Origin of the sequence: Marinobacter bryozoorum (assembly GCF_023156245.1) — a bacterium.
GTDB classification, from domain to species: Bacteria; Pseudomonadota; Gammaproteobacteria; order Pseudomonadales; family Oleiphilaceae; genus Marinobacter; species Marinobacter bryozoorum.
The window spans coordinates 69,813-86,050 of sequence record NZ_JAKZAH010000002.1 but is presented as its reverse complement, the minus strand read 5'-3'; the positions used below and the strand labels follow the sequence as shown (position 1 = coordinate 86,050).

Here is a 16,238-nt window from a genome sequence, read left to right as displayed (position 1 = left end):
GCTTCGGTCGTGGCGGTAGTTCATCACCGGGGCTGTCTGCAGAGACGGGAGAAAGACTGATTGTTTGAGCGTCCTGATGTCGGTGAACGGGCCGTGCTTGTTCATATCGAATTCAGCTCCCATGGCAGCGCCATGGAAGACCTTGGGGAATTCCGGGAACTGGTGGCATCGGCCGGTGTTGAGCCGGTCGCAGAAGTTACCGGTTCCCGTAACCAGCCCAGCCCGCGATTGTTTGTCGGGGAAGGCAAGCTGGAACAAATCCGTGACATGGCCGCTGCCTGTGAGGCTGATGTGGTGCTGTTCAATCACGCCCTCAGCCCCAGCCAGGAGCGGAATGTTGAGCGGGAACTGAAATGCCGGGTGCTGGACCGCACCGGTGTCATCCTCGATATCTTCGCCCAGCGGGCCCGCACCCACGAGGGCAAGCTGCAGGTAGAGCTTGCCCAGCTGGAACACATGTCCACGCGCCTGGTAAGGGGTTGGACCCACCTGGAGCGGCAGAAGGGCGGTATCGGTCTGCGTGGTCCGGGGGAAACCCAGCTGGAGACTGACCGGCGCCTGTTGCGTGAGCGCATCAAGGCCATCCACAAGCGGCTGGAGAAAGTGCGCCGGCAGCGTGACCAGGGCCGGCGTGCCCGCAAGAAGGCCGATATTCCGACTGTTTCACTGGTGGGTTACACCAATGCTGGCAAGTCTACCCTGTTCAACCGCATCACCGAGTCCGGCGTCTACGCGGCAGACCAGCTGTTCGCGACCCTGGACCCAACACTGAGGCGGCTGGAACTTCCTGACATTGGCCCTGTCGTTATTGCCGACACGGTGGGCTTTATTCGTCACCTCCCGCACAAGCTGGTGGAAGCATTCCGCGCGACCCTGGAAGAAACGGTCCAGGCCTCCCTGCTGCTGCACGTGGTGGATTGCCATGATGACCGCCGGGAAGAGAACATGGAGCAGGTTGAAAGCGTGCTCCATGAAATCGGTGCCGATGAAGTGCCCTTCCTCCAGGTGTTCAACAAGATTGACCTGCTTGAAAACTTCTCGCCACGGGTCGAGCGCAACGAAGAGGGCATACCGGTGCGGGTCTGGGTATCTGCGCAGGCTGGCCAGGGCATGGACCTGCTGTTCGACGCCATTGTCGAGCGCCTTGCCGAAGACCTGCTTCACCAGCGTGTGGTGCTGGGTCCGGCGGATGGCAAGTTGCGCGCCCTGTTGCATGAGGCGGGCTCCGTGATTCGGGAGGACTACCTGGACAATGGCGACGTGGCCGTAGAAGTCCGGCTGCAGAGCCGCGACTGGTTCCAGCTGCTCAGTCGCGCCGGTTTTTCGGCAGACCAGGTCAGGGTAGAAGCACCCGGATCACAGGATTCGGGCCTGTAGCCTGTGAAAACAGCGTTGGCTATTGCCGGGGCAGGTATAAATCCCTAGTATTTGCAGCCATTCGTAACGCTTTAAACGCATAGACGGAGAGACCTATGGCCTGGAATGAACCGGGTGGAAATCGCAACGACAACGACCCCTGGGGTACCGGTGGCGGTGGTCGCGGCGGCAATGACCAGGGGCCCCCTGACCTGGATGAGGCCCTGAAAAAAGGGCTGGACAAGCTCAACCGAATGCTGGGCGGCAAGGGTGGTAACCGCTCTGGTGGCTCTGGCGGTGGCTCCGGTGGCAAGGGCAGCGGTGCCGGACTTGGTGCTGTCTTTGCCCTTGGTGCCATTATCGTGGTGGGCTACGTCGTCTTTCAGTCGTTCTATACCGTCGACGAACAGGAGCGGGCCGTCGTCCTCCGTTTCGGGGAATACCACCGCACAGAGAACCCGGGTCTGCGTTTCAAGCTGCCGCTGGTGGAGCAGGCGACCAAGGTACGTGTCACCAACGTGCGTAATGCTGAGTCCCAGGGCCAGATGCTGACTGAAGATGAAAACATCGTCAGTGTGGACCTGCAGGTACAGTATCGGGTATCTGATGCCCAGGCCTATGTGCTCAACGTAAGGGACTCCAACCAGGCCCTGGCCTTTGCCACCGACAGCGCGTTGCGCCACGAAGTGGGCAGCTCGGTGCTGGATGATGTGCTGACTGAGGGACGCGCCGAACTGGCCATCCGTGTTGAACAGCGCCTCCAGAGATTCCTTGCCGATTACGGCACCGGTCTGGAAATTGTCCAGGTAAACGTAGAAAGCACCCAGCCACCGGAAGCGGTGCAGGATGCCTTCCGGGAAGTACAGCGTGCCCGCGAGGATGAGCAGCGCTTCAAGGAAGAGGCCGAAACCTACCGTAACCGCGTGGTACCGGAAGCTCGCGGTCGCGCCCAGCGTCTGATCGAAGAGGCCAATGCCTACCGGGATGAGGTGATCGAGCGCGCCCGCGGTGAAACGGCCCGTTTCACGGAATTGCTGTCGGTCTATCAGAGTGCGCCGGAAGTGACCCGTGAGCGCATGTATCTGCAGGCACTGGAGAACGTCTACTCCAATACCACCAAGGTACTGGTGGACACGGCGAGCACCGGCAACATGATGTACCTGCCCCTCGATCGCATGTTCGGCAATCAGGGTAGCAGCACCAGTGGTTCCGGCGGATCTGCATCCCAGGACAGCAGCCAGCGACAGGACGAGCAGAGCATCCAGGCCCTGACTGACAGGGTCATTGAGGAGTTGCGCAACCGCCAGGAACTGAATAACAGCCGGAGGAGTCGATAATCATGGGGCCTAAAAGCATAGCGGGCCTTGCAGGGGCCCTCGTTGTTATCCTGCTGGTTCTGTCCAGCGTATTTATCATCCCGGAGACCCACCGGGGCGTGGTGCTGCGGTTCGGTGAACTGATCGAAACCGACGTTCCTGCCGGCCTGCATTTCAAGGTGCCGGTGGTGGACCAGGTCCGGGAGTTTGATATCCGGGTGCTGACTACGGACCTTCCCGCCAAGCAGTATCTGACCATCGAGAAAAAACCGCTGGATGTGGACTCCTACGTGGCCTGGCGCATCCGGGATGTGGATGAGTACTACCGTGCGACTGGTGGTGACGAGCTCCGGGCCCAGTCCCTGCTGTTGTCGCGTATCGACAATGGCCTGCGTGATGAATTCGGTGTTCGTACCATGCACGAGGTGGTGTCCGGACAGCGGGATGAGCTGATGGAGACCTTGCGTTCCCGCGTCAACGAGCGGGTGCGTGAAGCTTTCGGTATCGAGGTACTGGATATCCGGGTCAAGGCTATCGAACTGCCCCAGTCGGTGAGTGAGAACGTCTACCGTCGCATGGCCACCGAGCGTGAGAAGCTGGCCCAGGAATTCCGGTCACGGGGCCGTGAGCTGGCTGAGGGTATCCGGGCTGACGCGGATCGCCAACGGACAGTGACACTCGCCGAAGCCTTTGCGACTGCGGAAGAAACCCGCGGTGAGGGTGATGGTGAAGCCGCCAGGATATACGCCAATGCCTACGGCAGTGACCCTGAGTTCTATCGCCTGTATCGCAGCCTGGAAGCCTATCAGAAGACCTTCTCCGGCAAGGACGATGTGATGGTCATCGACAGCGACAGCCAGTTCCTGCGCTACTTCAAGGAGTCCAACCCCCAGCTGGACTGATCCACGGTAGCGCCTGGCAGACCAAACCGGACCTCTTCGGCAGCGACCGCGGAGGCCCGGTTTTTTTGTGGCCGGCAAAGGTGTAGAATTCGCCGGGTTTTGGGTGAATGTTGCCCGAACCCTGGCCCGGCATCCCCGGGCCCTCCAGCCCACACTGAATTCAGCAGAAGGTAAACAGGTTATGACGGTTTCCGACCGCTGGCTGCTTCCTGACGGCGTAGAAGACATCCTGCCGCCGCTGGCCGGCCAGATTGAATCCCTGCGCCGTGAGGTCATGGATACCTGCCAGCGTTGGGGTTATCAGCTGGTGATCCCGCCGCTTATCGAGTACCTCGATTCCCTGTTTACCGGCACTGGCCACGACCTGGCCCTGCAGACGTTCAAGCTGACCGATCAGCTGACAGGGCGTATGATGGGGGTCCGCGCGGACATGACTCCCCAGGCGGCCCGTATCGACGCCCACACCCTGCACCAGGAGGGTATTACCCGCCTGTGCTACGCCGGGCATGTGCTCCACGCCCGGCCCCAGCATATGCTGACCGGCCGCACGCCTATCCAGGCCGGATGTGAGCTGTTTGGTAGCGCTTCGGAAGAAGCCGACCTGGAAGTTATCCGGTTGATGCTCGAGTCACTGCGGGTCGCCGGTGTTCCGGAAGTACACCTGGACCTGGCCCACGTGGCGGTCTATCAGTCGCTGATTGAAGCGGCGGATTTTGATGACGACACCGAAAGTGCCATCTTCGACGCCATGGCGCGCAAGTCTATCCCCGAGCTCGACCAGTTGCTGGGGCAGTGTCCTGCAGATACTCCCGGCGCATACCTGCGCGAACTGGCACGGGTCAGCGGTGGCCTGGATGCCCTCGAGGAAGCCCGCCGGGTGTTGTCAGGCGCGCCGGCAAATGTCATCGCGGCCCTGGACCAGCTCAAGCGCATTGCCGGACGGCTGCGGGAAAGCCATCCGGATCTTCGTCTCGGTTTCGACTTCTGTGAGTTGCGCGGCTACAACTACCACACGGGGCTGGTCTTCGCAGCCTACGTGCCGGGTCACGGTGATGCGGTAGGCAAGGGTGGTCGCTATGATGCCATCGGCCAGGATTTTGGCCGCGCCCGTCCTGCCACCGGTTTCAGCCTCGATGTGCGGGCCCTGGTGGCCCTCGGTCGCCGTGCTGCACGCCCTCGCACCGCCATCTGGGCGCCGGCGGACCCGGATCCATCACTGGACGCTGTGGTGGCAGGTCTGCGTATGACCGAAACCGTCGTGCGGGCCCTGCCGGAAGATGTCAGCGTCAACCCTGGTGAGCGGGGTTGCGACCGCATCGTGGTCAAGCGCGATGGCCAGTGGGTAGTGGAACAACTCGAGATTCAGTAGGCCGGCGCCACGCCTGCCTGTCTCCGCGATTCATTCGGACAGTGACCGGTCGTTGACCGGGCCATATGAGAGATTGTCATGGGAAAGAACGTTGTAGTGCTGGGCACCCAGTGGGGTGACGAAGGCAAGGGCAAGATCGTAGATTTGCTGACGGATCAGGTCGCGGCCGTGGTCCGCTTCCAGGGTGGCCACAACGCCGGCCATACCCTTGTCATCGAGGGCAAGAAGACGGCCCTCCACCTGATTCCATCCGGTATCCTGCGGGAGCATGTCCAGTGCCTGATCGGCAACGGTGTGGTGCTTTCCCCGGACGCACTGCTCAAGGAGGTTCGTGAGCTGGAGCAGAACGGTGTAGCGGTTCGTGATCGCCTGCGTATCAGCTATGCCTGTCCTCTGATCCTGCCCACCCACGTCCGTATCGACCAGGCCCGTGAGCGTGCCCGTGGCAACGACAAGATCGGTACCACCGGACGCGGCATTGGCCCGGCCTACGAAGACAAGGTGTCCCGTCGCGGCCTGCGCCTCGGTGACCTGTGTAACCCGGAGGCCTTCGAGGCCAAGCTTCGGGAAATCATGACCTACCACAACTTTGTGCTGACGGAGTACTTCCGGGAAGAGGCGGAGGACATTGACCAGGCACTGGCTACGCTGCGCCAGATGGGTGAAGAGATCCTGCCCATGGCCGCCGACGTCACCGATCTGCTGCATGATTATCGAAAGCGTGGTGAGAATATCCTGTTTGAGGGTGCCCAGGGTTCGTTACTGGACATCGACCTTGGCACCTATCCCTATGTGACCTCTTCCAATACCACCGCCGGTGGCACAGCGACAGGCTCCGGTTTTGGTCCCCTGTTCCTGGACTATGTGCTGGGCATTACCAAGGCCTACACCACCCGGGTTGGTTCCGGTCCGTTCCCGACCGAGTTGTTTGACGAGATGGGGCAGCACCTGGCGGTAAAGGGCAACGAGAAGGGCACCACCACGGGCCGCGCCCGCCGCTGCGGCTGGTTTGATGCGGTGGCACTGCGCCACGCCATTCAGATCAACAGTGTATCCGGTATCTGCCTGACCAAGCTGGACGTGCTGGACGGTATGGAAACGGTGAAAGTCTGTGTGGGGTACAAGACCGCCACCGGTGAAATGAGTCGCCCGCCCATCAATGTGGAAGAGTACGATCTGATCGAACCGGTCTACGAGGAACTGCCGGGCTGGAGTGACAGCACCGTGGGACTGACGTCCATCGATCAGTTGCCGGCCAATGCCCGGGCCTATATCCGTTTCCTGGAGGAGCAGATCGAGGCGCCGATCGATATTATCTCCACCGGGCCTGATCGCGTGGAAACCATCACCATGCGTCATCCCTTCGGCACCTGACCTGCCTCCCCGCCAGGCTGTTGTCCGGGTGCCAGCCTGGCAGGGAACTGGCCTGCTTCCCGGAAGCCGGCCAGCGTTCCCGCCTTGTTACCGGCCTGGCTTGCGGGCAATGACCGTCGCCCGCTGCGGCCCCGGGTAGCCCTCAATGGTCCGGCCCGGATCTTCCGGGTCCAGGAAATGCTCCAGTGACTGGAACTGCATCCAGTCAGTGGAGCGCTGTTCTTCCGTGGTTGTGGTTGTCACATCAACGACCCTGGCGTCTTCCAGGCCAGCCCTGGCCATCCATCTCAGCAGGGTGGGGCATGACGGCAGGAACCACACATTACGCATGCGGCCGTAGCGATCCTCTGGCATCAGCGCGTAGCCCTCCGGACCGTCCACCACCAGCGTTTCCAGCACCAGTTCGCCGCCAGGCCGCAGGGTGTCCTTGAGCTCCAGCAGGTGGTCAATGGGTGAGCGCCGATGGTACAGCACCCCCATGGAGAACGTGGTGTCAAAGTATTCCAGCGGGCGCGACAGGTCTTCGATACGCAGTGGCAGCAGGTCCACCGGTGCATTGGGCTGGTAACGCTTGACGGCCAGGAACTGGCACAGGAACAACAGTCCGGGGTCTATGCCGATGACCTCGCTGGCCCCGGCCCCGTACATTCGCCACAGGTGATAACCGGACCCGCAGCCCACATCGAGGATGCGCCGGCCTGTGAGGTCGCTCAGGGCCGGCGCAACCCGGTCCCATTTCCAGTCCGAGTGCCACTCGGTATCGACCAGGGTGCCAAAGAAGCGGAAAGGCCCCTTGCGCCAGGGCATAAGGCCCCGCAGGCCCTGTTCCAGTTGTTCCGCTTCCGGTGAAGATAGCGGAATCAGGCTGTCGACGGTGACTTCGCTGCGGTCACAATACAGCATTCCGTCACTGCGCTCTGGCAGGCGGTCGAGGGCCGCCTGCCAGCGGGGCAGGTCGCCGTGGGGGTTTTCCACAAAGCGCTGGTGGAGCTGGTCGCGGATCGCGTCCGCCCAGTCCTGCCAGCCTTCCTTTTCCAGTCGCAGCAGCATGTCCGACCAGGTGGTCTGCCAGTCCAGCATGGTATGTCCTCGTCAGTGCGGCTTGAATGCCAGCATGGATACGAAATTGAAACACTGGTACCAGACCGTGACATCCCGGAATCCGGCCCCTCCCAGCCGTTGCCGGTGCTCGGTCAGGGTCTCCGGGATCAGTACCTGCTCCAGGGCACTGCGCTTCTGGCTGATCTCCAGGTCTGAATAGCCATTGGCCCGCTTGAACTCATGGTGCAGCCGGGTCTGGGTCTCCTGCTCGCGCTCGTTGTCAAAGCGGATCTTTTCGGACAGGACCAGTACGCCGCCCGGGCGCGTGGCTTCGGCAATCCGGGTCAGCAGCTCCACCCGGCGGGCGGGGTCTACAAACTGCAGTGTGAAGTTCAGGGTGGTAACCGAGGCATCGGCGATGTCGGTTTCCAGGATATCTTCGCACCGAAGCGTGACCGGCAGCGGGTGGTCATCCAGCGCAATATAGTGCTCACAGCGTTCGATCATTGCCGGGGAATTGTCCACCCCCACCAGGGTACAGCCGGAGGCGGGCATGCCATGGCGCATGGCCAGGGTGGATGCCCCCAGTGAACAGCCCAGGTCGTAGCAATGGGAGCCCGGTTGTACGTATTGCTCGGTGATCACCTCGATCATGGGAATGATGGTGGTGTAACCGGGCACGGAGCGGCGGATCATGTCCGGGAACACTCGGGCAACGGACTCATCAAAACGGAAGTCCTGGCGCGGCTGGTCGGTGGCGTAGATGGTGTCCAGGCGGTGGTTCGGGCCGGGTGTGCGCTGTTGGCTCATGGATGTGTCCCCCCGTTATTCGTCCGCCTCAGGGGCCCGCTGACAGCGGACTCCGCGGTTCTTGTAGTCCACCACAATGCCCCGGTAGCTAGGGTCCGCGTCCGCGGCAATAGCCAGGTAGCCGTTCTGGCACACTGCGTGTAGCTCCGACGCCCTGGAGGACATACGGAAGTCATCACCGGGCTGAACGTGGACGGCCTTGAAGTCACCAACGGGCACATGGTCCTTGTTTTCGCTGTGGGCAATCTTGCCGCTGAACTCCAGCACCAGGACCGTGGCAATAATGCTGGCGATGGCCGTAACAATCAGGCTGCGGACGGTGTAGGTGGCCTCGGGTTTGCTCATGGCGTCTCCGGATAGATATCAGGGTGAAACGGCTCAGTACTGGCCGGGAATGTTCAGTACGGGGCCTTGCAGGGCAGCCAGTTGCTCACGCAGGGACAGGATCTGGTCAGACCAGAACCGGGGCTGGGCAAACCACGGGAAAAACCGCGGGAATGCCGGGTCATCCCAACGCTGGGCCAGCCAGGCGCAATGGGAGAGCTGTCGGAAACAGCGCAGGGGTTCAATCAGGTAACGCTCGCGGCGATTGAAATCCCGGAACATTTCGTAGCCTTCCAGCAGCTCGCCGAACTGCTGGCTTCGCTCCAGGTCGTCGCCGTTCAGCAGCAGCCAGAGATCCTGTATCGCCGGCCCACTGCGGCAGTCGTCCATATCGACGAACAACAGCCGGTCCTCACGCACCAGTATGTTGCCGGCGTGGCAGTCGCCGTGCAGGCGCAGGTTGTGCACATCGCCGGCCTGGTCCACCTGGCGGGCGCACTCGTTGATCAGGTCCGGAATCAGGCTGTCCCAGGCCGGTCGAAGATCCGCCGGTATCCAGTTATTTTCAGTCAGGTAGCGGCTGAAATCCGTAATCGCCGGCAGGATGGACATGGCCGGTCGGTGACTGAAGGGCTTGCGGTCGCCAATATTATGGAGCTGCCCCAGCCACTGGCCCAGCCGGTACAGGGTGTCTGGCGTGCTGGTGTCCGGTGCCTGGCCACCGCGCTGGGGGAACAGGGCGAACAGGAAGGGCCCCTCCCGGCCCAGGGTATCCCCGGACGCCAGCGGCAGCGGTGCTACCACCGGCACGCCCGCCTCGACCAGTTCCAGGGAAAAGCTGTGTTCTTCCCGAATCTGCGCTTCACTCCAGCGGCCGGGGCGGTAGAATTTGGCAATCACCGGCGGCTGGTCGTCCAGGCCTACCTGGTATACCCGGTTTTCGTAACTGTTCAGGGCAAACAGCCGCCCGCTGACGGGGAAACCTTCGCCTTCCACGGCGTCCAGGATACGGTCCGGTGTCAGATCGTCGTAAGGGTGGCTGCTGGTGCTGGCCGATTGATCGTCCGCGGACATGGGGCTCCCGAGTGCGCTTGCAAGAATTGAGCTACAGTATACCGGTTCCGACCCTGACAGTTCAGTAGCCCGGAGAGGAAGATTTTGGAAACCCTGGATATCGATACCGTGGTCATCGGTGCTGGCGTAGTGGGCCTGGCCATTGCCCGCGAGCTGGCGATGGCTGGTCAGGAGGTCATTGTACTGGAGCAGGGCAAGTACTTCGGCGAAGGGATTTCCTCCCGTAACAGCGAAGTTATCCACGCCGGCCTCTACTACCCGGCGGACTCCCTCAAGGCAAGGCTGTGCCTGCAGGGCAGGGAACTGCTCTACGATTATTGCGCCAGCCATCCCGTGGGCTGCCGGCAGACCGGCAAGTGGATTATCGCCGGGGCAGGGCAGCAGGAACAGCTGGAACAGGTTGGCCGGGCCGCAGCCGCCAACGGTGTTCGCCTTGAATCTGCCGGTCAGGCTGAGCTGGCCCGGGCATTGCCGGACATCACTGCCTCGGCCGGGCTCTACTCTCCGCGCACCGGTATCATCAGTAGCCATGAACTGATGGTCTCGCTGCTGGGGGAGCTGGAAGCCGCCGGTGGACAGCTTGTGTGCCAGGCCCCGGTGGTTGCGGCGGCCAGCGATGATCAGGGCCACCAACTGCAGGTGGCGGGCGAGGCGCCCTGCCGGGTTCGCTGTCGTCGGGTGGTCAACTCCGCCGGGCTCGGCGCTATTGGCCTGGCTCAGCTATGGCAGGGTTATGAGGCGCGCCTCTGCCCTGACCCCTGGTATGCGCGGGGGGTGTACTTCTCCTACAGCGGTCGACACCCGTTCACTACCCTGGTTTACCCGGTGCCGGAGCCGGGTGGGCTGGGGGTTCACCTGACGCTGGACCTGGCCGGTCAGGCACGCTTTGGTCCGGATGTGGAGTGGATCGCCGAGCCCGACTACACAGTAGACCCGGACCGGCGACAGGCTTTCGTGGACTCAGTGCGCCGCTGGTGGCCCGGGCTGGATCCGGATCGTCTGCAACCTGCCTATGCTGGCGTGCGCCCGAAGCTGGCGGGCCCGGATGCGGGCTTTACCGATTTTCGCATCGATGACGCCGAACACCATGGCATCGGTGGGCTGGTGCACCTGTTCGGCATCGAATCACCCGGGTTGACCGCCAGCCTGGCGATCGCCCGCTACGTCATGGAGCGCCTGCTCTGAGCGATTCACCCTGGCCGGGGTCCGGGCCAGGGCCCAGACCTCGATCCTTTCCGCGCCATGTTGCTGCAATAGTGTCGCCAGTGTCCCGACCGTAGCGCCCGTTGTTACGACATCATCCACCAGGGCGACATGTCGCGGAACCCCGCCATGGAGCTCGAAAAGCCCTTTCAGATTGGACAGTCGCTGCTTCCGGTTCAGACCGGATTGGGGGCGGGCAGACCGGGGGCGCTGTAACAACCGGTCCGACCAGGGTATGTCCGTTTGCCGGCTGATGGCCTCTGCGATCTCCGCCGCCTGGTTGAAGCCCCGCTTGCGTTGTCGTTTCCGGTGCATGGGCGCAGCAACCAGGAGCTGCGGCCGGCGGTCGGGTTGGCGGGTCAGCAACTCGTCCACCAGCAGCGCCATCTCACTGAGCAGGGGGCGGCCGTAATGCCGCTGCCCCTGGTATTTGTACCGGCTGATCATCCGATCCACGGGAAACTCGTAACGCCAGGGAATAAAGGCGCGGTGGTAGGCGGGCTCAAGCTTGATGCAGTCGCCGCAGGTGCGCTCGCGACCGGGCCTGGCCAGGAGCAACGGCAGGCCGCAACGGGCGCAGCAGCGATCATTTACCGGCAGGTCGCCGCGGCAGCCGTTACACAGGCCCTTGCGGGCGTCTGGCGCGAGGCAGGTGACACAGAGTTCCGGCAGCAGTGCCTCATGAAGGCGGGCGAGAGAGTCTGGAATCGTGTTAACCAGGATTTCAAATCTGGTTGACAGGGCGTCTGGTAGCTTTATCATGCGGTTTATCCGTAAACCTGAATCGACAAAAAGTTAACAGGATAATGCCATGACCGCTACTGCCGTTCGACACGACTGGTCCCTGCAGGAAATCCGCGACCTTTTTAGCCTTCCGTTCAATGACCTGATCTTCAGGGCCCAGACTGTTCACCGGCAGTTCTTTGACCCCAACGAAGTGCAGGTCAGTACTTTGCTCTCCATCAAGACCGGCGCCTGTCCGGAGGACTGCAAGTACTGTCCCCAGAGCGGCCATTACAACACCGGCCTGGAAAAGGAAAAGCTGCTGGAAATCGAGAAAGTGGTCGCCGAAGCCCGGGCCGCCAAAGAGAAAGGTGCATCCCGCTTCTGCATGGGCGCCGCCTGGCGCAGCCCCACCGGGAAAGACATGCCCTATGTAACCGAAATGGTCCGCCAGGTGAAATCCCTTGGCCTGGAAACCTGTATGACCCTCGGCATGCTGAATGACGAACAGGCCGGTGAACTGGCGGAAGCGGGGCTGGACTACTACAACCACAACCTCGACACCTCCGAGAAGTTCTACAACCACATCATCACCACCCGCACCTACCAGGACCGGCTGGATACCCTGGAGCGCGTCCGCAAGGCAGGTATGAAAGTCTGCTGTGGCGGCATCATGGGTATGGGCGAAGACGCGGACGACCGTGCGGGCCTGCTGATGCAGCTGGCGAACCTGCCCCATCACCCGGAAAGCGTTCCCATCAACATGCTCGTGAAAGTCGCCGGCACCCCCATGGAAGATGTGGAAGACCTGGACCCGTTCGAGTTCGTACGCACCATTGCGGTCGCCCGTATCCTCATGCCCCGGTCCCATGTACGCCTGTCCGCGGGCCGTGAGGACATGAACGACCAGATGCAGTCCCTGTGCTTCCTGGCCGGTGCCAACTCCATCTTCTACGGCGAAAAACTGCTGACCACCGCCAACCCGGAAGCGGATCATGACCGTCAGTTGTTCAACCGCCTGGGTATCCGCCCGGAAGAGCGCGCCGTGAAGCACACCGAGGAAGAGCACGAAGAGGCCCTGGTGCACGCCCTGGAAGAAGAGCGCAACCGGCACCTGTTCTACGACGCCGCCAAGAGCGCCTGACATGCGCGACTTCGCCGCCGAACTTCAGCAACGACAGGACGCGGGTCTTTACCGGGTACGCCGTCATATCGACGGCCCCCATGGTCCGGCACTCAACGCCGACGGTGAGCCGGTACTCGCGTTCTGCTCCAATGACTACCTGGGCTTGGCCTCACACCCGGAACTGGTAGCCGCCGCGACAGGCGGACTGGCTCAGCATGGCCTGGGTGGCGCAGCGTCCCATCTGATCTGCGGCCATCACAGCGAGCATCACAGACTTGAGGAGAGCCTGGCGGCGTTCACCCGTCGCTCAGGCGCACTGTTCTTTTCCACCGGGTACATGGCCAACGTAGGCGTTATCACCGCCCTGGCCGGAAAAGGCGACACCATCTTTTCCGATGCCCTTAACCACGCCTCGATTATTGACGGCTGCCGCCTCAGTGGGGCCCGGGTGCGGGTCTACCCCCATGCCGATATGACCACGCTTGAGTCGCAGCTGGCCGAAACCGACGGGCACAAACTGGTGGTCACCGACGGAGTCTTCAGCATGGATGGCGATGTGGCGCCGTTGCGTAAACTGGCCGAACTCTGTCGCCAGTATGATGCAATGCTGGTCGTCGACGATGCCCATGGGTTTGGCTGTGTGGGACCTGATGGTCGTGGTTCTGTGCTGGAGGCTGGCCTGGATGAAAACGAGGTACCCCTGGTTGTAGGCACCCTGGGCAAGGCCTTCGGCACCAGCGGCGCCTTTGTTGCTGGCCCCCCGCTGTTGCTGGACTACCTGGTCCAGAAGGCCCGCTCCTACATCTACACCACCGCCATGCCGCCGGCACTGGCGACCGCTTCCTGCAAAAGCGTGGAACTGGTAGTGCACGGCCAGCAACGCCGTAACCATCTATCCCGGCTGATTAACCGCTTCCGCGCCGAAGCGGCCGCCATGGGCTACGAACTGATGCCCTCGGCCACGCCCATCCAGCCCATCATGATCGGCGACCCCCACGAAGCCATCCGGCTGAGCAAGGCGCTGGAGCAACGGGGCCTGCTGGTTACCGCCATAAGGCCACCGACCGTCCCCCAGGGGGAGTCCCGGCTGCGGGTGACTTTCAGCGCTGCCCACACCGAAGGCCAGCTTGATCAGCTGCTGGCGGCCCTCAAGGATTGCGCGCCCCGACGTATCCGCCAGCAGGCCCTGGCGACCGCCTGAAAAACCCGCTGGCGGATACGCCGCTATACTGAGCCCCAATTGCCATGCCCGAAGCACCTGAGCCCGAACAACCCCAAGCCCGGGAGGACACCACCTTGTCCCGTCGAACCTACTTTGTCACCGGAACCGACACCGAAGTCGGAAAAAGCGTCGTCTCCGCCGCCATCCTGAAAAAAGCCGCCGACCTCTCCCTGCGCACCGTCGCCATGAAACCCGTGGCGTCCGGCTGCGAACAGACCCCGGACGGCCTCAAAAACGAAGACGCCCTGCTACTCATGGAGCATATGACCGAAGTGCTCCCCTATGAACAGGTAAACCCCATCGCCCTGGAGCCGGCCATCGCTCCCCATGTGGCGGCCAAACAGGCAGGGCGACAACTCTCTGCACAACGCCTGGTGGGCCTCGCCCGGGGTCTGATGATGAAACCCGCCGACCTCATGCTGATAGAGGGCGCCGGCGGTTGGCGCGTCCCCCTTAACGAGCGGGAAACCTACTCCCGCCTGCCGATCGAGCTCGGTATCGGTGTGGTCATGGTGGTCCCCCTGCGCCTGGGCTGCATCAACCACGCCCTGCTCTCCGCCGAGGCCATCCGCCACGACGGCCTCACCGTCGCCGGCTGGGTCGCCAACCGCCCGGACGAAGCGGTCATGAGCTGTGAGGAAGAAACCCTGGACTACCTGAAGGCCCATATGGGTGCTCCCTGCCTGGGCGTGCTTCCCTGGTTGCCGAAACTGGACATAGCCAGGCTGGCCACTCAGTTGGATATTCAGCCGCTGGTTGGGAAGCCTCACCCAGTCAGCTAACGACATCCACCAAAGGTGTGATTATCTGAAGCGTCGAGCTTCATTCCCGAGACCCGCACCAAAGTCCTGGAGCGAGGGGGGAGGGGTGCTTTATCCGGGACCTTCAAAAACAGGGACGTTTTTGAAGAGCCCCCATGGATGGGTTTACGGCGTGTCCCGGATAAAGCACCCCTCCCACCTTGCTCATGCACCGCAAGCCAGACGGCATAGTTATGCAGAACACACCTTAAGACGTAGGCGGGCCCTGGAACAACTCGTTCTCGGCCACCAACGCCGGCAACATTCTGTAACCAAGTGTGTTTGAAAATTGTACACACCTGTGGCCCAATAAAGGCTGACAGAAAGTCCGGGAGGACACCGCCATGATGATCAACAATGCACTGAACATCGGCATCCAGGGCATCCAGGACGGCATGCAGGGTGTGGAAGGGGCGGCTCGCAACATCGCCAGGGGCGGCGCCGACGGCCCACGCGGCACTGCCGATGGCGGCAACGGCATGACCGAGTCCATCGTCGACCTGAAACTCTACGAACGCAGCGTCGAGGCCTCTGCCCAGGTCGTCAAAACCGCCGACGAAACCCTCGGTACATTACTCGACCTGCGCGCCTGACCCGGCGGCTACTGAACCCCGACAACTACCGCCATGGCAATCTCCTCAGCACTGCCATCCATAAGCCCCATAACCGTACCGCCCACCACCGGGCGGGGCCCGGTGCCGCCTGTCTCAGATTCAGACAGCCGCGGCATCTCCGAATCCCGTAACCCTGAAACGCCCAGGGCCACCGACCAGGCCGCCGAAACACGGGGTGAAAGGGGAGAGAAAAACGGCAAGGCCGAGGGTGAAAGAAGCAACGGTGAGGCAAGGGCCGGCCAGTCCCTGGACGAAGCCCAGCTCAAGCAACTCCGCGACCTCAAGGCCCGTGACCGTGAAGTCCGCGCCCACGAGCAGGCCCACCAGGCTGTTGGCGGACAGTATGCCGGGTCCGTCAGCTACACCTACCAGCGAGGCCCGGATGGCAACCAGTACGCCGTTGGTGGCGAAGTCTCCATAGACCTCAGCCCGGTGGAGGGCGATCCCCAGGCCACCATCGAAAAAATGCGCCAGGTCCGTGCCGCCGCCATGGCGCCCGCGCAGCCGTCTGGCCAGGACAGGGCGGTCGCTGCCCAGGCCATGCAGCTGATGCTCCAGGCCCAGTCCGAGGTTGCCCTCGAAGGCCAGCCTTCCGGCCGGGAAGTCCCGGAAAGTGACACCAGTCAGACTGACCAGGGCGATACCGCTGCCACTGACAGTATCGACGCTTCAAATACCTACCGCACCATCGCCAGTATGGCTCGCCCCGACCGGGCTAACCCCGGTTTCACTGCCGTCGCCTGAACCCGCTCCTGGGCCAGGATGCAGGGTGGTTCGCGCCCTGATCGTGACCAGTCCCCAAATCGCGCCTTTTGTCCGGTAAAACCCTTGACAAGGTGAGCGCTATAAACGTATGTTTCAAACAACCGTTTGAAGCGCCCGAACCAACCTGCTTTCTATCACCGGGACGGCTTCAGACCCGGGACCGCCCGGCTTGCACTGTTCATGTGCCGGCCGGCTTAACCAGTTGGACCCCAGACCCGG

Annotated in this window: 16 protein-coding genes; 11 read left to right on the top strand and 5 right to left on the bottom strand. The window is 62.3% G+C overall.

Annotated elements, in window-relative coordinates:
• The first annotated feature begins 60 nt into the window (after positions 1-60).
• From hflX to MLC59_RS01460, 5 genes are all read left to right on the top strand, one after another.
• Entirely contained in the window at positions 61-1,377 is a 1,317-nt protein-coding gene (gene hflX, locus MLC59_RS01480; protein WP_248230264.1) for a ribosome rescue GTPase HflX, read from the top strand.
• 95 nt (positions 1,378-1,472) lie between these two features.
• Entirely contained in the window at positions 1,473-2,693 is a 1,221-nt protein-coding gene (hflK, locus tag MLC59_RS01475; protein WP_248230263.1) for an FtsH protease activity modulator HflK, read from the top strand.
• Between the two features lie 2 nt (positions 2,694-2,695).
• Positions 2,696-3,574, top strand: a complete 879-nt coding sequence (hflC, locus tag MLC59_RS01470) for a protease modulator HflC (RefSeq protein WP_248230262.1) — start codon at positions 2,696-2,698, stop codon at positions 3,572-3,574.
• Between the two features lie 181 nt (positions 3,575-3,755).
• Positions 3,756-4,943 carry an ATP phosphoribosyltransferase regulatory subunit gene (locus MLC59_RS01465; RefSeq protein ID WP_248230261.1) on the top strand — a complete coding sequence of 396 codons (1,188 nt, stop codon included), beginning with the start codon at positions 3,756-3,758 and terminating at the stop codon, positions 4,941-4,943.
• Positions 4,944-5,021: 78 nt separating this feature from the next.
• A complete protein-coding gene (locus MLC59_RS01460; RefSeq protein ID WP_248230260.1) occupies positions 5,022-6,317 on the top strand; it encodes an adenylosuccinate synthase in 1,296 nt (431 codons plus the stop codon).
• 87 nt (positions 6,318-6,404) lie between these two features.
• Here the strand turns inward: MLC59_RS01460 and cmoB are convergent, their stop codons facing one another.
• From cmoB to MLC59_RS01440, 4 genes are read right to left on the bottom strand one after another with little or no spacing between them, the layout of a single operon-like run.
• Positions 6,405-7,397, bottom strand: coding sequence for a tRNA 5-methoxyuridine(34)/uridine 5-oxyacetic acid(34) synthase CmoB (gene cmoB / locus MLC59_RS01455; protein WP_427901685.1), 993 nt, complete (start codon positions 7,395-7,397; stop codon positions 6,405-6,407).
• Between the two features lie 12 nt (positions 7,398-7,409).
• The gene (cmoA, locus tag MLC59_RS01450) at positions 7,410-8,168 is read right to left on the bottom strand and encodes a carboxy-S-adenosyl-L-methionine synthase CmoA (RefSeq protein WP_248230259.1); all 759 of its coding nucleotides are present in this window, start codon (positions 8,166-8,168) and stop codon (positions 7,410-7,412) included.
• Between the two features lie 15 nt (positions 8,169-8,183).
• Entirely contained in the window at positions 8,184-8,513 is a 330-nt protein-coding gene (locus tag MLC59_RS01445) for a PA3694 family proteiin (protein WP_248230258.1), read from the bottom strand.
• A 33-nt stretch (positions 8,514-8,546) separates the two neighbouring features.
• A complete protein-coding gene (locus tag MLC59_RS01440; protein WP_248230257.1) occupies positions 8,547-9,566 on the bottom strand; it encodes a serine/threonine protein kinase in 1,020 nt (339 codons plus the stop codon).
• Positions 9,567-9,659: 93 nt separating this feature from the next.
• Here MLC59_RS01440 and MLC59_RS01435 point away from each other — a divergent pair, with 93 nt between their 5' ends.
• Positions 9,660-10,751 carry an NAD(P)/FAD-dependent oxidoreductase gene (locus MLC59_RS01435; protein ID WP_248230542.1) on the top strand — a complete coding sequence of 364 codons (1,092 nt, stop codon included), beginning with the start codon at positions 9,660-9,662 and terminating at the stop codon, positions 10,749-10,751.
• Here the strand turns inward: MLC59_RS01435 and MLC59_RS01430 are convergent.
• Complete coding sequence (locus MLC59_RS01430) at positions 10,692-11,531, bottom strand: ComFC family protein (protein ID WP_248230256.1); 840 nt, start codon at positions 11,529-11,531, stop codon at positions 10,692-10,694. The two genes, MLC59_RS01435 and MLC59_RS01430, sit on opposite strands and share 60 nt — an antisense overlap.
• A gap of 49 nt (positions 11,532-11,580) precedes the next feature.
• On the opposite strand from MLC59_RS01430, the gene bioB reads away from it, so the two are divergent.
• The 5 genes from bioB (at position 11,581) to MLC59_RS01405 (ending at position 15,998) form a co-directional block, all read left to right on the top strand.
• Positions 11,581-12,636, top strand: coding sequence for a biotin synthase BioB (gene bioB / locus MLC59_RS01425; RefSeq protein ID WP_248230255.1), 1,056 nt, complete (start codon positions 11,581-11,583; stop codon positions 12,634-12,636).
• Position 12,637: 1 nt separating this feature from the next.
• The gene (bioF, locus tag MLC59_RS01420) at positions 12,638-13,819 is read left to right on the top strand and encodes an 8-amino-7-oxononanoate synthase (RefSeq protein WP_248230254.1); all 1,182 of its coding nucleotides are present in this window, start codon (positions 12,638-12,640) and stop codon (positions 13,817-13,819) included.
• 95 nt (positions 13,820-13,914) lie between these two features.
• Positions 13,915-14,622: a dethiobiotin synthase gene (gene bioD, locus MLC59_RS01415; protein WP_248230540.1), complete on the top strand. Its 708-nt coding sequence runs from the start codon at positions 13,915-13,917 to the stop codon at positions 14,620-14,622.
• A gap of 365 nt (positions 14,623-14,987) precedes the next feature.
• On the top strand, positions 14,988-15,233 hold the full coding sequence (locus MLC59_RS01410) for a flagellar biosynthesis protein FlgE (protein ID WP_248230536.1): 246 nt from the start codon (positions 14,988-14,990) through the stop codon (positions 15,231-15,233).
• A 33-nt stretch (positions 15,234-15,266) separates the two neighbouring features.
• The gene (locus MLC59_RS01405) at positions 15,267-15,998 is read left to right on the top strand and encodes a putative metalloprotease CJM1_0395 family protein (RefSeq protein ID WP_248230253.1); all 732 of its coding nucleotides are present in this window, start codon (positions 15,267-15,269) and stop codon (positions 15,996-15,998) included.
• Positions 15,999-16,238: the final 240 nt, after the last annotated feature.